This window comes from Nocardia cerradoensis NBRC 101014 (assembly GCF_000308535.1).
GTDB lineage: Bacteria > Actinomycetota > Actinomycetes > Mycobacteriales > Mycobacteriaceae > Nocardia > Nocardia cerradoensis.
The window spans coordinates 47,475-63,710 of record NZ_BAFW01000008.1 but is presented as its reverse complement, the minus strand read 5'-3'; the positions used below and the strand labels follow the sequence as shown (position 1 = coordinate 63,710).

General features: G+C 68.7%; 18 protein-coding genes. 9 read left to right on the top strand and 9 right to left on the bottom strand.

Going from position 1 to position 16,236, the window contains the following annotated elements; all coding sequences use genetic code 11:
* Window positions 1-30 precede the first annotated feature (30 nt).
* Window positions 31-1,434, bottom strand: coding sequence for a DNA repair protein RadA (radA, locus tag ON23_RS02070; RefSeq protein ID WP_039775745.1), 1,404 nt, complete (start codon window positions 1,432-1,434; stop codon window positions 31-33).
* 67 nt (window positions 1,435-1,501) lie between these two features.
* Window positions 1,502-2,230, bottom strand: a complete 729-nt coding sequence (locus ON23_RS02065) for a copper chaperone PCu(A)C domain-containing protein (protein WP_051041834.1) — start codon at window positions 2,228-2,230, stop codon at window positions 1,502-1,504.
* Window positions 2,231-2,502: 272 nt separating this feature from the next.
* Here ON23_RS02065 and carD point away from each other — a divergent pair, with 272 nt between their 5' ends.
* The 6 genes from carD (at window position 2,503) to ON23_RS02035 (ending at window position 7,256) form a co-directional block, all read left to right on the top strand.
* Entirely contained in the window at window positions 2,503-2,991 is a 489-nt protein-coding gene (gene carD, locus ON23_RS02060; protein WP_019931623.1) for an RNA polymerase-binding transcription factor CarD, read from the top strand.
* A 10-nt stretch (window positions 2,992-3,001) separates the two neighbouring features.
* Window positions 3,002-3,733: a 2-C-methyl-D-erythritol 4-phosphate cytidylyltransferase gene (ispD, locus tag ON23_RS02055; protein WP_083903639.1), complete on the top strand. Its 732-nt coding sequence runs from the start codon at window positions 3,002-3,004 to the stop codon at window positions 3,731-3,733.
* Between the two features lie 14 nt (window positions 3,734-3,747).
* A complete protein-coding gene (gene ispF, locus ON23_RS02050; protein ID WP_036497513.1) occupies window positions 3,748-4,230 on the top strand; it encodes a 2-C-methyl-D-erythritol 2,4-cyclodiphosphate synthase in 483 nt (160 codons plus the stop codon).
* Window positions 4,231-4,468: 238 nt separating this feature from the next.
* Window positions 4,469-5,854 carry a cysteine--tRNA ligase gene (gene cysS, locus ON23_RS02045; protein WP_039775743.1) on the top strand — a complete coding sequence of 462 codons (1,386 nt, stop codon included), beginning with the start codon at window positions 4,469-4,471 and terminating at the stop codon, window positions 5,852-5,854.
* A gap of 61 nt (window positions 5,855-5,915) precedes the next feature.
* Entirely contained in the window at window positions 5,916-6,884 is a 969-nt protein-coding gene (gene rlmB, locus ON23_RS02040; protein ID WP_039775741.1) for a 23S rRNA (guanosine(2251)-2'-O)-methyltransferase RlmB, read from the top strand.
* A gap of 75 nt (window positions 6,885-6,959) precedes the next feature.
* On the top strand, window positions 6,960-7,256 hold the full coding sequence (locus tag ON23_RS02035) for a hypothetical protein (protein ID WP_036497501.1): 297 nt from the start codon (window positions 6,960-6,962) through the stop codon (window positions 7,254-7,256).
* A gap of 9 nt (window positions 7,257-7,265) precedes the next feature.
* On the opposite strand, the gene ON23_RS02030 is transcribed toward ON23_RS02035, so the two are convergent.
* The 3 genes from ON23_RS02030 to ON23_RS02020 form a co-directional block, all read right to left on the bottom strand.
* Entirely contained in the window at window positions 7,266-8,096 is an 831-nt protein-coding gene (locus ON23_RS02030) for an enoyl-CoA hydratase/isomerase family protein (protein WP_039775737.1), read from the bottom strand.
* Window positions 8,097-8,331: 235 nt separating this feature from the next.
* Window positions 8,332-9,501, bottom strand: coding sequence for an acyl-CoA dehydrogenase family protein (locus ON23_RS02025; RefSeq protein ID WP_039775735.1), 1,170 nt, complete (start codon window positions 9,499-9,501; stop codon window positions 8,332-8,334).
* Window positions 9,502-9,636: 135 nt separating this feature from the next.
* Window positions 9,637-10,380 carry an alpha/beta fold hydrolase gene (locus ON23_RS02020; RefSeq protein WP_039775734.1) on the bottom strand — a complete coding sequence of 248 codons (744 nt, stop codon included), beginning with the start codon at window positions 10,378-10,380 and terminating at the stop codon, window positions 9,637-9,639.
* A 44-nt stretch (window positions 10,381-10,424) separates the two neighbouring features.
* Here ON23_RS02020 and mhuD point away from each other — a divergent pair, with 44 nt between their 5' ends.
* A complete protein-coding gene (gene mhuD, locus ON23_RS02015; protein ID WP_039775732.1) occupies window positions 10,425-10,739 on the top strand; it encodes a mycobilin-forming heme oxygenase MhuD in 315 nt (104 codons plus the stop codon).
* A 76-nt stretch (window positions 10,740-10,815) separates the two neighbouring features.
* Here the strand turns inward: mhuD and ON23_RS02010 are convergent, their stop codons facing one another.
* From ON23_RS02010 to ON23_RS02000, 3 genes are all read right to left on the bottom strand, one after another.
* The gene (locus tag ON23_RS02010) at window positions 10,816-11,259 is read right to left on the bottom strand and encodes an OsmC family peroxiredoxin (RefSeq protein ID WP_039775731.1); all 444 of its coding nucleotides are present in this window, start codon (window positions 11,257-11,259) and stop codon (window positions 10,816-10,818) included.
* A 109-nt stretch (window positions 11,260-11,368) separates the two neighbouring features.
* Window positions 11,369-12,217, bottom strand: a complete 849-nt coding sequence (locus ON23_RS02005; RefSeq protein WP_039775729.1) for an ABC-2 transporter permease — start codon at window positions 12,215-12,217, stop codon at window positions 11,369-11,371.
* Window positions 12,214-13,197, bottom strand: coding sequence for an ABC transporter ATP-binding protein (locus tag ON23_RS02000; protein WP_083903638.1), 984 nt, complete (start codon window positions 13,195-13,197; stop codon window positions 12,214-12,216). The genes ON23_RS02005 and ON23_RS02000 overlap by 4 nt, the downstream gene beginning before the upstream one ends.
* Window positions 13,198-13,323: 126 nt before the next feature.
* On the opposite strand from ON23_RS02000, the gene ON23_RS01995 reads away from it, so the two are divergent.
* Together ON23_RS01995 and ON23_RS01990 are read left to right on the top strand one after the other, a co-directional pair.
* Complete coding sequence (locus ON23_RS01995; protein WP_039775727.1) at window positions 13,324-14,553, top strand: sensor histidine kinase; 1,230 nt, start codon at window positions 13,324-13,326, stop codon at window positions 14,551-14,553.
* Between the two features lie 34 nt (window positions 14,554-14,587).
* Complete coding sequence (locus tag ON23_RS01990) at window positions 14,588-15,253, top strand: response regulator transcription factor (RefSeq protein ID WP_039775725.1); 666 nt, start codon at window positions 14,588-14,590, stop codon at window positions 15,251-15,253.
* Window positions 15,254-15,268: 15 nt separating this feature from the next.
* On the opposite strand, the gene ON23_RS01985 is transcribed toward ON23_RS01990, so the two are convergent.
* Window positions 15,269-16,177 carry an LLM class flavin-dependent oxidoreductase gene (locus tag ON23_RS01985; protein WP_039775722.1) on the bottom strand — a complete coding sequence of 303 codons (909 nt, stop codon included), beginning with the start codon at window positions 16,175-16,177 and terminating at the stop codon, window positions 15,269-15,271.
* Window positions 16,178-16,236 lie beyond the last annotated feature (59 nt).

Genomic DNA, 16,236 nt, shown 5'->3' with positions numbered 1-16,236 from the left:
CGAGCAGGTGCGTCACCCAACGGCCCGGGATCATTCCACAGCCTCCACACGCTCGCGTCGTCGCTTCGACAAACCACTCGAGGCAAGTGCCGCACGAACACTCGCGACCTCGTGCACCTTCATACCGATGCCGGACAGGTCGGTCCCCGGCGGTACCAACGCCTCCGTGAAACCTAGCCGCTCCGCCTCGCGCAACCTGCGCCCGACCCCCGTGACACGCCGGACCTCCCCGGCGAGACCGACCTCACCCAGCACCACCATGCCCGCGCGCAGCGGGATATCGCGTTCGGCGCCGGTGATCGCGACCGCGACCGCCAGATCGGCGGCGGGTTCGGTCAAACGCATCCCGCCGACCGTGGCGGCGTAGACGTCGTGCTTGCCCAGATACACACCGCAGCGGCTCTGCAGCACCGCGAGCACCATCGACACGCGGTTGTAGTCCAGACCGCTGACCGCCCGCCGCGGCGCGGGTACCTGGGTGGATACGGTCAACCCCTGCACCTCGCCGAGCAGCGGCCGCTTACCGTCCATCGCGACGGTGATCGCGGTTCCGGGCACCTGATCCGCGCGGTGGTGCAGAAAAAGTCCGGACGGATCGCTCACCCCGACGATGCCGTCGTCGTGCAGTTCGAAACAGCCCACCTCGTCGGCACTGCCGAAGCGGTTCTTGATGCCGCGCACCATGCGCAGAGTGGAATGTTTGTCGCCCTCGAACTGCAACACCACGTCCACCAGGTGTTCCAGGGTGCGCGGCCCGGCGACATTGCCGTCCTTGGTGACGTGACCGACCAGCAGCACCGCGATCCCGCTCGCCTTGGCCAGCGAGGTCAGAGCCGCGGTCACCGCACGCACCTGGGTGACGCCGCCGATCACCCCGTCCGCGTCGGCGGCCAGCATCGTCTGCACCGAATCGACCACCAGCAGTGTCGGCCGGACCTGATCGACATGGCCGAGAATCGTGGCGAGGTCGGATTCGGCTGCGAGATAGACCCTTTCGTGCACGGCCCCGGTCCGGTCGGCGCGCAGCCGGACCTGCCCGGCGGACTCCTCGGCGGTGACGTAGAGCGCGCGCTCGTCGCGTTGCCGGGCCCAGCGGTGGGCGACCTCGAGCAACAGCGTCGACTTGCCGACGCCCGGTTCACCCGAGAGCAGCACCACCGATCCCGGCACCACCCCGCCGCCGAGGACGCGGTCCAGTTCGGCGACGCCCGTGGGCCGGGCGCGGGTGACCTTCGAATCGATGGTCGAGATGGGAGCCGCGGCCGTCGAAGGCAACAGCGCCCGCCGCCCGGCGGCATGCGCACCCGCACCAGCGCCGGCCGTCACCACCTCGTCGACGGTCCCCCACTCGTTGCACCCCGGGCAGCGCCCCACCCATTTGGCAACCTCGTTCCCGCATGCCGAGCAGCGGTACAGCGATTTCACCTTGGCCACGTGCGCAGCCTAGAGAGAGGGGCCGACATGGGCCGGTGTGCCGGGGCGGTGTGCGCGCAGGCGTGGCTCAGTGGCCGCCGTGCTCGGCGACCGTCGCGCCCTCGTGCCGCGGGGTGTCCGGGCCGGCGTCGACGGGCACCTGCACCTGCACGGTGCCGGCGTTCTTGAAGTTGAAGGTCACACCGTAGGTCAGGCCGGGCACGATGTCCTTGGACAGTCCGGTGATCTCGACCAGGATCGGATGCGCGTTCGGGTCGGCCGGCTGATCGGGCGAGCCGGCGCCCTCCTGGCGCGGCGACGCGCTGTGCTCCGGCGTGGGTGTCGCGGCCGGGCTGGTGGGCTGCGCGGCGCCGGTGGTCGGCGAGGCATTCTCCGCACCGCCCTGGGCGGCCTTGGCGGCCTCCGGGCTCGCGGCGACGACCGTCTGGCCCGGGGCCAGTTCCGGCGTGGCCGGCGTGATCTTCACCTGGCCGAGGTCGGTGGTGATGCTGACCAGCTGGTCGGTCTTGGACGAGCCCTCGTTGATCGCACTGAACGCGACGACGGACTTGCCGCCCTTGGCGTTGGTGTACTCCTCCGACTGCGGCAGCAGGATGCGCACGTCACGCAGCGCCACATTGCCGACGGTGGCCGCGCTGCCGTTGACGGCGGGCACCTGCCCCGCGGTCTGCGAGATCTGGCCGGCACCGCATCCGGACAACGCCAGCGCCGCACCGGTGGCCAGCGCGGCAACAGCGATTGCGCGCCGCGACACCTTGGTCACATTCGACGCTGTGGTGGCTTTCAGGGCAGTCACGGGTTGTCCTCCATGTCGACCGGCTCACTCCACGATGGAGAGTAGTAGTAGGCAGCGTAGTAGTTCACAGGGTGGTCGGTGCGGACCGGTCCGGTGTAATGTTCCGCCGCGACCCGCGAGCCGCGTATCCCCTTCTGCCACAACAAGATGCATACACATCGCGATCTGTCAAGCCCCGAGGTCGGCCTGTTGTGGCCCCTGACCTGCGCCGTTGATCGCGGCGTTATCGAGTCGCATGTTAAACTGTGAACATCGAAAGGGGCACGGGACACATGATTTTTAAGGTCGGAGACACCGTCGTTTACCCCCACCACGGAGCGGCGCTGATCGAAGCAATCGAGACTCGCACCATCAAGGGTGTTCAGAAAGAGTATCTGGTCCTGAAGGTCGCCCAAGGCGATCTCACCGTTCGGGTTCCCGCAGAGAACGCGGAGTACGTCGGCGTCCGCGACGTCGTCGGCCAGGAAGGTCTCGACCGAGTCTTCCAGGTGCTACGCGCTCCGCACACGGAGGAGCCGACGAACTGGTCTCGGCGGTACAAGGCCAACCTCGAGAAGCTCGCCTCCGGCGATGTGAACAAGGTGGCCGAGGTCGTCCGCGACCTGTGGCGTCGGGAGCAGGACCGCGGCCTGTCCGCCGGCGAGAAGCGGATGCTGGCCAAGGCCCGGCAGATCCTGGTCGGTGAGCTCGCGCTCGCCGAGGGCACCGACGACGTCAAGGCCGAGACCCTGCTCGACGAGGTTCTCGCCGCGGCCTCCTGACCGCATCGCCTTGACGCTCAACTCCCGCCGCGTTGTGGCATTGGTTCCTGCCGCCGGCCGGGGCGTTCGCCTGGGTGAATCGACACCCAAGGCATTCGTCCCGGTCGGCGGCAGTCCCATGCTCGTACACGCAGTAGACGGTCTGATCGCGTCCGGGGTCGTCGACCGCATCGTGATCATGGCGCCCATCGAGATGATCGATGCGGCCCGGGAACTGCTCGCCGCCCGTGCCCACGCGGCCAGCTCGATACCGGTCGACGTGGTGGCCGGCGGCGTGGAACGCACCGACTCGGTCCGGGCCGGCCTGGCCGCCGCACCGGAAGCCACCCATGTGCTCGTGCACGACGCGGCCCGCGCCCTGACGCCGCCGTCGCTGATCGCGCGGGTCGTGGACGCGCTGGACGCCGGTCACCGCGCCGTCGTTCCCGGCATTCCGGTGACCGACACCATCAAGGCCGTCGATGCGGCCGGCGACGTCACCGGTACCCCGGACCGTTCGGGTCTACGGGCGATTCAGACTCCTCAGGGCTTCGATGCCGCGCTGCTGCGCGACGCGTACGCGCTCGATCTGCCCGCCACCGACGACGCGGGCCTCGTGGAGGCGACGGGTGCGACCGTCTCGGTGGTCCCCGGCGATCCGCTGGCCTTCAAGATCACCGGCCCACTCGATCTGAAACTCGCGAACGCGCTGGCAGCGGATGCCACGCTCCCCGCGACGACCGGAGCGGCGGTGACCGGATGACCGATCTCACGGCGCTGCGCACCGGCATCGGCAGCGATGTGCATCCCATCGAACCCGGCCGGCCCTGCTGGATGGCCGGACTGCTGTTCGAGGGCGACGACGGCTGCTCCGGACATTCCGACGGCGATGTCGCCGCCCACGCGCTGTGCGATGCGCTGCTCTCGGCCGCCTGCCTGGGCGACGTCGGCGCGGTCTTCGGCACCGGACGGCCCGAATGGGAAGGCGTCTCGGGCGCCGCGATGCTGACCGAGGTACGGCGGTTGCTCGGCGAATCCGGATATCGGATCCTCAACGCGGCGGTACAGATCATCGGTAATCGCCCCAAGATCGGGCCGCGACGCGCCGAAGCGCAAAAAATACTCGGCGAATTGCTCGACGCACCGGTTTCGGTATCCGGTACGACTTCCGACGGTCTGGGACTCACCGGACGCGGTGAGGGCATCGCCGCGGTGGCGACCGCATTACTCGTGCACGACGGGCGATGTAGTACCGCATAACCGCAGTCGGCGATCCACCCGCGAATTCACTGCTCGCGCCGATCGACCGCGGCGAACTCGGCGCTCTCCGCCGTATTCGCACTCGCGCCCGGTGGCCGCATCGCCGGCCCGAAACTCGCTCCGGAACATGCCCCGGCGAATCCTTTCCGGACCCGCGGTGCCATCGCATTCGATGGACCGTGGACCATAGGAGGGGCCCACCCATACCGTTGTTCAACAAGCCTTAGGATGGCTGGTCGTGACTCTGCGCCTGTTCGACACCGCGACGCGGACCCTGCGGGATTTCACCCCGCTGGTCCCTGGACGTGCGTCGGTGTACCTGTGTGGCGCCACCGTGCAGGGCGAACCTCATATCGGGCACGTCCGTAGCGGCGTCGCCTTCGACGTGCTGCGCCGCTGGCTCACCGCGAACGGCTACGACGTGGCCTTCGTGCGAAATGTCACCGATATCGAAGACAAGATCCTCACCAAGGCCGCCGCCGCGGGCCGCCCGTGGTGGGAATGGGCCGCGACCCACGAGCGCGCCTTCGACCGCGCCTATGAGGCGCTCGGCGTGCTGCCGCCGTCGGTGGAACCGCGGGCCACCGGTCACATCACCCAGATGGTCGAGATGATGCAGCGGCTCATCGACCGCGGGCACGCCTACGCGTCGAGCGGCAACGTGTATTTCGATGTGCGCAGTTATCCGGAATACGGTGCGCTCTCCGGGCACAAACTCGAGGATGTGCAGCAGGGCGAGAGCGCCGGCGAGGGTAAACGCGATCCGCGCGATTTCACGCTGTGGAAGGCCGCCAAACCGGGCGAGCCGACCTGGCCGTCGCCGTGGGGTCCCGGGCGCCCGGGCTGGCATCTCGAATGCTCGGCGATGGCCGAGTTCTACCTCGGCCCCGAATTCGATATCCACTGCGGTGGTATGGATCTGGTTTTCCCGCACCACGAGAACGAAATCGCCCAATCCCGTGCCGCCGGAGACGGATTCGCACAGTATTGGCTGCACAACGGCTGGGTGACACTCGGCGGCGAGAAGATGTCGAAATCGCTCGGCAACACGCTCTCGGTGCCGAATATTCTCACCCAGGTGCGGCCCGTGGAATTGCGGTTCTATTTGGGCAGTGCGCATTACGCGTCGATGCTCGAATATTCCGAGCAGGCGCTGCGCGATGCCGCGCAGACCTATCAGCGACTCGAGGCATTCGTGCAGCGCACCGTCGAGCGCGTGGGTGAGGTCGCGGTCGGGAAATGGACCGACGCCTTCGCAGAGGCGCTCGACGACAATCTCGCGATCCCGAAGGCACTGGCCGAAATTCATCGCGTGGTGCACGAGGGCAATCGGGCGCTCGAAGCGGGCGCGGGCGAATCGGCGCGCGAGGCCGCCGGACAGGTGCGGGCGATGCTCGGGATCCTGGGCGTCGATCCGCTGGATCCGCACTGGGCCGGCCCGAAGGACACCTCGGCGGCCGAATCCGCACTCGACATCCTGGTGCGCGCCGAACTCGAGCGCCGTCAGCAGGCCCGCAGCGAAAAGGACTGGGCCACCGCCGACGCCGTGCGCGATCGGCTCGTCGCGGCCGGCATCGAAGTCGTCGACACCGCCGGCGGCTCGGATTGGTCGCTGGCCAAATGATTCAACCGGCGAAGCCTGCTGATCGGGTGCGGGTGTCGCGACCGACACGAAAGGCGTACTGATGGCAGGAAATTCGCAGCGACGAGGTGCGATCCGCAAGGGTGGCACCAAGAAGGGCGCCGTCGTCGGCAGCGGCGGGAAGCGCCGCCGCGGGCTCGAGGGCCGCGGCGCCACCCCGCCCGCCACCATGCGCAAGAACCACCCCGCCGCGAAACGCGCTGCGGTGGCGGCGAAAGCGGCCAAGGCGACGCAGGGGCAGAACCGCGCCCGGCCCGGCACCCGCAAGGGCGACGACGGGCCCGAGCTGGTGCTGGGCCGCAACCCGGTGGTGGAGTGTCTGCGCGCGGAGGTTCCGGCCACCGCGCTGTACGTCGCGCTGGGCACCGAGAACGACGACCGCCTGACCGAATCCGTGCAGCGCGCCGCCGATGCCGGAATCTCCATTCTGGAGGTGTCGCGCACCGATCTGGATCGGATGAGCGCCAACGGTTTACATCAGGGCATGGCCCTGCAGGTGCCGCCGTACCGCTACGCCCATCCGGAGGATCTGCTGGACAGTGCGCGCGCGTCCGGGACCGCGCCGCTGCTGGTGGCGCTGGACAACATCTCCGACCCCCGCAACCTGGGCGCGGTGATCCGTTCGGTCGCCGCGTTCGGTGGCCACGGCGTGGTGATTCCGCAGCGCCGCAGCGCGAGTGTCACGGCGGTCGCCTGGCGCACCAGCGCCGGCGCCGCGGCCCGGCTGCCGGTGGCGCGCGCGACCAATCTGACTCGCACCCTGAAGGATTGGGCCAAGGCCGGTCTGCAGGTGGTCGGCCTCGATGCCGGCGGCGACACCGTCCTCGACGACTTCGACGGCACCACACCGACCGTCGTGGTCGTCGGCTCGGAAGGTAAGGGCCTGTCGCGTTTGGTCCGCGAAACCTGCGACACCATCATCAGCATCCCGATGGCCGGACCGGTGGAGTCGCTCAACGCCTCGGTGGCGGCGGGCGTCGTACTCTCGGACATCGCCCGGCAGCGCCGCTGAGCAGGGCCGGAAACTCCGAAGGTGCCCGTCTGCCAACCTTTTCGGTTCGGCACGCCGTAAACTCGCACGGTGGCCATGAATCAACCCGACTACTGGGGATCGCTGCCTGAGCCGCCGACCGGCAACCCGGTCGAACATCCCCATGCGACGACGGTGCTGATCCTGGGTGTGCTGAGCCTATTGTGTTGCGGCGCACTGGGTCCGGTGGCGTGGGTGATGGGCAAGCGGGCGCTCGACCAGATCGAGATGTCCGGCGGCACCATCGGCGGCCGCTCGCAGGTGGTGGTCGGCTATGTGGTCGGCATCGTCGGCACCGTACTGATGGTGTTGTACGCGTGCGTCTTTCTCATGATGCTCATCGGCGGGCGCTGACCGGTCCGGCTAGGCCGGTTCCTCGGCGGTGCCGTCGAGCCCCGGACGTTCGCCCGGCGACGACAGCTCGCCCGCGGGCCATTCGGCGCTGATACTGCCCTTCCACTGTGGCTGGCGGCGGTCGCGGAACGCCGCCATTCCCTCGGCCGCGTCCACACTCTTGCCGACGAAGCCGTGCAGTTCGGATTCCAGCCGGCCGACCGCCTCGGGGCTCATCCCGAGGCCCTCCCAGAGCAGCCGCTTGGTCAGCGCCGTCGGCAGCGGCGCCGAACCCGCCGCCAGGTCGTGGGCCACGGCCAGGGCGGTCGGTAACACCTCGCCGGCCGGCAGGCTGCTGTTGGCCACGCCCAGCTGGCGCGCTTCCTCACCGTCGAACGTGCGGCCGGTCAGCATGATGTCGGCAGCGCTGGCCATCCCCACCAGACGCGGCAGTGTCCAGTGCGCGTAGCCGTCGGCCATCGCGCCGCGACGCACCTGGTTCAAGCCGTATACGGCGTCGGTCGCCATGTATCGCAGATCGCACTGCAGTGCCAGCGACAGTCCGATCCCCACGGCATGCCCGTTCACGGCCGCGATCACCGGCTTGCGGATCTGCCACGGCGGCGGATCGATCGTGCCGCGCACGTCGCCGACGCGAGCGGACAGATCGGCGCCCGCGCAGAACGCGGGCGGAGTCCCGGTGATCACCACCGCGCGAATCGCGTCCTCGGTATCGCAGCGCCGCAGCGCGGTCCCGAGCTCCGTCGCCATCGTGGGCGTCATGGCGTTCTGCTGCGCGGGACGATTGAGCGTGAGTACGGCGACACCGGCGGAGACATCGACCTGCAGTTCCGAACTCATGCGACACAATCCTAGGCTTGGGTGATCTTTCCGCCCCACCTTACTTGCACGCAATCACCATGAGCGGGTGTCGGTGATCGACCGAAGCGCACATCTGCGAGCCGTAAACCTTGGTGGGTCTCGGCCCGCCTCGATTTTGGAGCGACGGAGCGAGGGAGCGCAGCGACTGAGCGGAGGAGTGAAAAATCGAGGCCCAGGGGGCCGAGACCCCGCCGGAGCGAAGCGGAGGCCAAAATTACCGCAAGATCTGGCGTCCGATCGCGTATTTGTGGACCTCGGTGGGGCCGTCGTAGAGGCGAAAGGCGCGCATGTCGCGGAAGATCATCTCGACCACGGTTTCGTCGCTGATACCGATGCCGCCGAGGACCTGGACGCAGCGGTCGGCGACCTTGAACAGTTCCTCGGATACATAGGATTTCGCCATCGAACTCTCGTGCCGCGCCTTGTGGCCCTGATCCATCAGCCAGCAGGCGTGCCAGATGGTCAGGCGGCACTGGTGCAGCGCGATCTCGTTGTCGGCCAGCATGAACGACACGCCCTCGTGCTCGCCGATCGGTTTCCCGAAGGCGGTGCGGGTCTTGGCGTGTTCGACGGCGATGCTCTGGGCGCGTTCGGCGGCGCCGAGCCAGCGCATGCAGTGGGTCAGGCGGGCGGGGGCCAGTCGCAGCTGGGCGTAGCGCAGGGCCTGGCCGCTCTCCCCCAGCAACGCCTCCTTGGGCAGGACCAGATTCTCGAAGCGCACGACGCCGTGGCCGCCGACGTAATTGCGGTCCATCGTGTTCATGGTTCGCTCGATGACGATTCCCGGCGTATTCCCCTCGGTGAGGAACAGGGTCGGGCCCGCGGGCAGGTGATCGTTGTCCTCGAGTCTGGCCATGACGATCCAGGTCTTCGCCCCGTCGGCCCCGGTGATCAGCCATTTGCGGCCGTTGATCGTGAAGTTCTCGCCGTCGAAGGTGGCGGTGGTGGCGAGCTGGGCCGGATCCGATCCGGCGCCACCGGGTTCGGTCATCGCGAAGACCGATCGCTGATGGCCGTCGATCACCGGCATCAGGTAGCGCTCCACCTGCTCCGGGTTCGCGACCTTGGACAGCAGGAACATATTGCCCTCGTCGGGCGCGGCGCAGTTCATCGCGACCGGTCCCAGCGTGGACCATCCGGCGGCCTCGTACAGCACGGCCTGTTCGACGTGGGTGAGCCCGCGACCGCCGAGTGCCTCGGGCGCCTGAATGGTGAGCAGCTTCTCGGCCCGCGCCACTTCCACCAATTCCTGCCGCAGCTCGTCGTTGGGCCCGTGCGCGGTCAGGCGGGGGTCGCGCTCGAACGGGACGATCTTGTCGATGACGAACCGGCGGATGCGGTCACGTTCGGCGGCGAGGTCGGCGGGGATCGAGAAGTTAATCATGATTCACCTTTTGGTCGGGGCCTCAGAGGAGCATACGTCGCCTCCGGCCCGAGACTGAAGGCGATTGCCCGCAGCTGCCGGACCGCAGCTCCCGAAGGCCGCTGTTTCGGCCCGCACCCACCGCGCACGATCCGATCAACCCAGGTTTTCGTGCAGAAACCGCTCGACTTCGGCGCGATAGACATCGGGTTGATCGTCGTGGACGAGATGTCCGGCGGCACCGACGACCACATGGCGCACACTCGGCCGCGCCGCCGCCATCTCTCGCATCTGCCCCGGCGGCGTGATCGTGTATTCGCCCTCGATCAGCAGGGTCGGCACGCGCACCGCGGCCCATTGGGCCCAGAAATCGCGCGTGCCCCATTCCTCGGAGATGTCGCGGAAGGTCGCGACCGAACCGTGCAACCGGTAGCCGTCCGGTGCGCGCGTGAACGACTCGAGGAAGTAGCGCCCGGCGACCGGGCCGAAATAGTCGAGTACCGCGTCGGCATCGGGAAACGGCTGCGGCCAGGCCTCGATCATCTCCGCCCAGTGCCGGGCGGTGCGCCCCCGGAAATCGGGCGCCATATCCTCGACCACCAGCGCCCGCACCCGCTCGGGATGGGTGGCAGCGAACATCCAGCCGTGCAGTCCGCCCATCGAATGCCCGATCACCACCATCGGCTCCGATATCGCGGCGGTCGCGGCGGCCAGGTCGGCGACGAACGCCTCGGTGGTGAGCTCCGGCGGCGCCGGACGACCGTGCCCGGCGGCGTCGAAGGAGTGGACATGACCGAACGCGCGCAGCCACGGCACCTGCCCGGCCCAGGTCCGCGCGCTGCCCATCAATCCGTGCAGCAGCAGAATCGGCACCCCGGTGCCGCCCTCGTCGTACAACATCGGCACCGACGATACGTGGCGAGCCATGGGATTAGCCTGGGCTCATGGCTGTTGTGAAGATCAATGCGATCGAGGTTCCCGAGGGAGCCGGACCCGAACTCGAGAAGCGCTTCGCGCATCGTGCGCACGCGGTGGAAAATTCCCCGGGCTTCCTGGGCTTCCAGTTGCTGCGTCCGGTCGCCGGGGACAACCGGTATTTCGTCGTGACGCAGTGGGATTCGGAAGAATCCTTCGCCGCGTGGCGGGACGGACCGGCCAAGGAGGCGCATGCCGGGCAGGCCCGGCAGCCGGTCGCCACGGGTGCCTCGCTGCTGGAATTCGAGGTCGTCCTCGACGTCGCGGGGAAATCCGCCGAGTAGTTTTCCCCGCACCCGGTGGTCGAAGCGGCCACCGGGTGCGGTGCGCCGGTCTGCCGGCTGGTCGGCCCGCGCCCGCTCAGCTTTCGAGTGCGGCGTCGAGTTCGATCGTCTCGACACCGGCGAGGGCCTTGCTGACCGGGCAGCCGGCCTTGGCGGTCTGGGCGGCCTGCTCGAAGCCGCTCGCGTCGATACCCGAGACCCGGCCGCGCACGGTCAGCGCGATCTTCGAGATGCGGAAGCCGCCCGCGGGATCCGGGCCGAGCGTCACGTCGGCATTCACGTCCAGGCTTTCGATGGTGCCGCCGGCGGCGCCGATCTGACCGGACAGTGCCATCGCGTAGCAGGACGAATGCGCGGCCGCGATCAGTTCCTCGGGGCTGGTGGTGCCCTCGGCGGTATCGGCGGTCCGCTTCGGGAACGAGACGTCGAATTTGCCGACACCGGAACTGGCGAGATCGACCTGTCCGGATCCGTCCTGCAAGCCACCGGTCCATGCGGTACGCGCGCTACGTGTGGGCATCGCTGTCCTTTCGTCGAGTGAGAATGAGCCGTCGCGATCGAACCTACTCGCCGAGCGCGCTCGACTCACCGTTGTCCGGCACGATTCCCGCGCGACGCCGCGCGGGCGGTCACGCCATATCGCGACGCACCATCAATACCACTGTGGCGCAGGCGAATACCGCGATGTATGCCGCCAGGACGAGAAACGACGCCGGTCGCGACAGAATATCCAGGACGCCCGGTGTCGCGGCGCCGCCCACACTGCGCATGGCCCCGGCCGCCGAACCCGCCGCGGTCCCCGGAAGATGGTCGGTGAGCACCCGGATCGGCGAGAAGATCGAGGCGACGCCGCGCAGCAGATTCTCCACGACGAGCACCCACACCAGCCCCAGTCCCACCGCCAGTGCCGGACCACGCGCGATCGCCGCGATCAGCGCACCGGCCAGTGTCCACATACCGAGGATCACCACGCCGGTCGCCAGACCGAGCAGGGTGTGCGCGGCCGTCGGCAGTGTCAGCGCCTGATGCTCGGCGACCCCGATCACCGCGGCCACAGCGGTATCCACCACGAACGCCGCACCGACCAGACCCACCACCACACTCGCCAGCGACAGCACGGTACCGCCGACCACCGCGCCGCGCGAAGGCCCCTGCGTGAAGGCGGTTTTCCAACTGCCCCAGCCGTATCCGCTGCCCACCACCAGCGCCCCGAGTACCAGCATGAGCGCACCGCCGAACATCGCCATGCCCTGGGTGAACACCTCCGGCACGGCCGCGGGCAGCATCAGCTGCAACAGCACCTCCCGTGGTTGCCCGTTCGACATCCGGGAACTGCTGCCCGAGGTGTAGGCCAGATAGTTGAACAGGTAGGCGAAGACGAGATTCAGCGCGATCCACGTGCCGAGCACGATCCAGAACGCGGGCCACTTCCGCAACCGCGCGAATTCGGCTCGGGCGCAGGTCAGTACGTCGATCATGGGTGCTCCTGTTTCGTCATCTCGAAAAACACTTCCTCCAGTGACTTCTCGTCCGTGCGCAGTTCCAGCAGATCCGCACCGGATGCGATCACCGCGCGCGCCACCTCGGGCGCCATTGCCCTACCGGCATCGACTCTGATGCCGGCGGCGGTCAGCAGCGCACGGTGTTCGCCCACCACCCGGCGCACCGCCGGATAGGCCGTCTCCAACGGTTCGGCGCGCACCAGAAGTGTTGCCGCGCCGCGAAGTTCGCCCACTGTCGATTCGGTGAGCAGCGTCCCGCCGGAGATCACGCCGACCCGATCGCAGATTTCCTGCACCTCGCCGAGCAGATGCGAGGAGAGCACGACGGTATGCCCGTCTGCGGCCAAACCGGTGACCAGTTCTCGCATTTCGGCCATGCCGGCCGGGTCCAGGCCGTTGGTCGGCTCGTCGAGGATCAGTAGATCGGGGCTGCCGAGCAGCGCGGCGCCGACGCCGAGGCGCTGCTTCATGCCGAGCGAATAGGTGCGGAAGCGGTCATCGGCCCGGTCGGCGAGGCCGACCCGCGCCAGGATCTCGTCCACCTCGGCGAATCGATCGCTACGCCGGCCACCGGTCGTCCGGTGGTAGCGGGCCGGCACCCGGAGGTTGTCGCGGCCGGACAGATACGGATAGAAACCGGGCCCTTCGATCAGAACGCCGATGCGCCGCAACGATTCCGGTTCGCCCGGATTCCGGCCCAGTATCGTCGCGGTACCGGAGGTCGGCGCGATCAGCCCGACGAGCATGCGCAGCGTCGTCGTCTTACCGGCGCCGTTGGGACCGAGAAATCCGTAGATCTCGCCGCGCCGCACCGTCATGGACACCGCGTCCACAGCCGTATGGTCGCCGTAGCTCTTGGTGAGCGCGTCGGTGACCACGACCTCGGCGGCGGTCGACCGAGCCTGCGTGGCCGTGCCGGGGAGCGTGCCACCCGGATCGGCATTCGATCTGTTCATATTTCGACCATCCGCTTCGACCTGCGGCGACACATCCGTCACGATGCCCGGCCCGGCGTACGTATCTGGACGTAATTCGCGGCGCGGAGGCTCACTGTGCGGCCCGGCGGGGTTACCGTTCGAACTGTGCAGTCGAGTACGCGGCCGGGCGCCCGGGATGTGATGCTGAGCGTCGTCGTGGCCGCTGTCCAACTGGGCGCCGGACATGCGGCGAACGCGCATCAGTCCGGCGTGCGGCCACTGGATGCGCTGGGTTACGCGCTGCTGGTGGCCGGCCCGCTGCTGTTGGCGCTGCGCGCGATGTATCCCCGGGCGGTGTTCGTGGGCGTGCTCGCGGTCACCGTCGCCTATCTGCTGGTCGGCTACGGTTACGGACCGGTCTTCGTCTCGCTGGTCATCGCCTTCCTGACCGCGGCCTCACGCGGGTCCCGCTGGTACACCTATCCGCTGGTGCCGCTGGGATATCTGCTGATGGTGTGGCCGGTGCCCGCCCTGCGCGGCCACGGCCCCGGGAGCTGGCCGGCCGCCGGCATCCTGGCCTGGCTGGTGGTGCTGATCGCGATCGCCGAGGGGATCCGGCAGCGGCGTTCGGCGCTGATCGCGCGGCATCAGCGCGCCGAGGCGGCGCGGCGCAACCGGGAGGCCGAACGTGCCCGGGAACTGGCCGAGCGCGAACAGCGCGCGGCCCAGGAGCGGCTGGCCATCGCGCGCGAACTGCACGATGTGCTCGCGCACAGCCTGTCGCTGATCAATGTGCAGTCGTCGGTGGCGCTGGAGCTGCTCGACCGCAAACCCGAACAGGCCGCGACCGCGCTGTCGGCGATCAAAGAGGTCAGCCGCGATGCGATCGGTGAGGTGCACAGCCTGCTGCGCTCGATCCGCGCCGGCGCGGAAACCGTTGCGGCGCCCACCGGTCCGGCGGTCGGCATCGGCGATCTGGAATCATTGCTGGCTCCGACCCGCGCCGCCGGGACGGCCGTCCACACCCGGATTTCGGGCACGCCGCGCCGGCTGCCGGTGGTGGTCGACGTGGCCGCCGCCCGCATCGTGCAGGAATCGCTGACCAATGTGCTGCGACACGCGCCCGGCGCGGAAACGACCGTGGTTGTGGATTATTCACCGAGCGAGCTGTGCATCACTGTGGACAACGAGCGACCGCCGAATTCTCCACAGTCGTCCACAACCGGTGGTGGAAACGGGATTCCCGGCATGGTCGAACGCGCGCACGCACTGGGCGGAGAAGTGTCCGCGACGCCGCGCGCCGACGGCGGATTCCGGGTGGACGCTCGACTACCGATCCCGCTGCCCGCGGCCGGCGAGCCCGCCCCGCCGGTCGAACCACCCCAACCCCGGTGATCGGCTCCGAATACCCTGAGCTACAGGAGGTTTCGTGAACGACATTCGCGTGCTGGTCGCCGACGACCAAGCCTTGGTCCGCGCCGGATTCGCCGCGCTGCTGGACGCTCAGGACGGAATCGCGGTCGTGGGCGAGGCCGACAACGGTGAGCAGGCAGTGCGGCTGACCCGGGAACTGCGCCCAGATGTGGTTCTGATGGATATCCGGATGCCGGTGCTCGACGGCCTGGCCGCGACCCGGGAGATCGCCGCCGATCCCGACCTCGCCGAGGTGAAGGTGGTGGTCCTCACCACCTTCGAACTCGACGAGTACGTCTTCGAGGCCATGCGGTCGGGCGCCACGGGGTTCCTGGTCAAACACACCGAACCCGCGGATCTGGTGCGGGCGGTGCGGGTGGTCGCCGACGGGGACGCACTGCTTTCGCCCAGCGTCACCCGCCGCCTGGTCGCCGAATTCGCCACCCACGCCAAACCCGCGCCCACCGCGGCCCTGTCCGAACTCACCGACCGCGAGCGCGAAGTGATGGCGCTGGTCGCCGAAGGGCTCACCAACGCCGAAATCGGCCGGCGGCTCTTCATGAGTCCCGCCACCGCCCGCACCCATGTGAGTCGAATCCTGGTGAAACTCGGCGCCCGGGACCGGACGCAACTGGTGGTGATGGCCTACGAATCCGGCCTGGTCCGCCCCGGCTGGCAGTAGCCCGGGCGCCGGCCGTCAGCGACCGAATTCCGCAGCCACCGGAATCACCTCGCGCCCCATCACCTCCAGGGGCGTCAGGTCGTCGACGCCGGCCACCCGTCCGATCACCAGGTCGATACCCATATCCGCCATCCGCTTCAGCTGCCCCAGCACCTGACCGACGCCGCCCCCGCCCGGTCCGAGATCGAAGGCGAAGACACAGCTCTTGCGGACCTCGCGCGGATCGCGCCCGATCTCCACGCACAACCGGTCCAGCAGTTCGATCTTGCTCGCCAGCTCGGGCCCCGGCCGCAGGCTCGCCACATCCGCGTACCGTGCCACCAGCGGCAGCGTGCGCCGCGCACCGTCCCCGCCGATGAGCACCGGCGGATGCGGGCGATGCTGCCCCGAGAGCGTGGTCCGCACGGCCTGCGGGGCGTTGAGCGGGCGTTCGACGTGAAAGTGCTTGCCGGACAAGGGTTCCGACCCTCCATGCTCGCCGGTCCACATGGCCCGGCAGATCCGCAGCGCCTCCTCCAGCATCTCGTAGCGGTCGCGCAGCGGCGGGAACGGCAGGCCGTAACCCTCCACATCGCCGGTCGAGGTGCCGGTCCCGATCCCCAGCCAGGCTCGGCCGCCGGACAGCACATCCAAGGTGGTGACGAGCTTCCCGAGCATGGCGGGATGCCGATAGTGCACGCCCGACACCACGGCGGTCAGCTGCACCCGCGAGGTGTGCGCCGCGATGAACGACAGCGTCGAATACGCCTCCAGCACATTCTGTTCCACACGCCCCAGCCACGGGCTCTGCCAGAGATGATCACCCACCGCGATGAGCGAGAACCCGCTGCCCTCGGCCGTGCGGACCACCTCGGCCAGACGCGATCCGATCCGTTCCGAGGGGGTGTCCAGCGCGAAGTTCGTGAGATGCAATCCGATGTCCATGACTTCAGCCTCGGCCTCCGGGCGGCGCGAATCATCCGTCCGCAGAACACATCCCGGGT

Excerpts from the sequence above, each read along its gene's own strand:
- carD (WP_019931623.1), top strand. The coding sequence starts at position 2,503 with ATGATTTTTAAGGTCGGAGACACCGTCGTTTACCCCCACCACGGAGCG.
- rlmB (WP_039775741.1), top strand. The coding sequence starts at position 5,916 with ATGGCAGGAAATTCGCAGCGACGAGGTGCGATCCGCAAGGGTGGCACC.
- ON23_RS02035 (WP_036497501.1), top strand. The coding sequence starts at position 6,960 with ATGAATCAACCCGACTACTGGGGATCGCTGCCTGAGCCGCCGACCGGC.
- ON23_RS02030 (WP_039775737.1), bottom strand. The coding sequence starts at position 8,096 with ATGAGTTCGGAACTGCAGGTCGATGTCTCCGCCGGTGTCGCCGTACTC.
- ON23_RS02025 (WP_039775735.1), bottom strand. The coding sequence starts at position 9,501 with ATGATTAACTTCTCGATCCCCGCCGACCTCGCCGCCGAACGTGACCGC.
- ON23_RS02020 (WP_039775734.1), bottom strand. The coding sequence starts at position 10,380 with ATGTTGTACGACGAGGGCGGCACCGGGGTGCCGATTCTGCTGCTGCAC.
- mhuD (WP_039775732.1), top strand. The coding sequence starts at position 10,425 with ATGGCTGTTGTGAAGATCAATGCGATCGAGGTTCCCGAGGGAGCCGGA.
- ON23_RS02010 (WP_039775731.1), bottom strand. The coding sequence starts at position 11,259 with ATGCCCACACGTAGCGCGCGTACCGCATGGACCGGTGGCTTGCAGGAC.
- ON23_RS02005 (WP_039775729.1), bottom strand. The coding sequence starts at position 12,217 with ATGATCGACGTACTGACCTGCGCCCGAGCCGAATTCGCGCGGTTGCGG.
- ON23_RS02000 (WP_083903638.1), bottom strand. The coding sequence starts at position 13,197 with ATGAACAGATCGAATGCCGATCCGGGTGGCACGCTCCCCGGCACGGCC.
- ON23_RS01985 (WP_039775722.1), bottom strand. The coding sequence starts at position 16,177 with ATGGACATCGGATTGCATCTCACGAACTTCGCGCTGGACACCCCCTCG.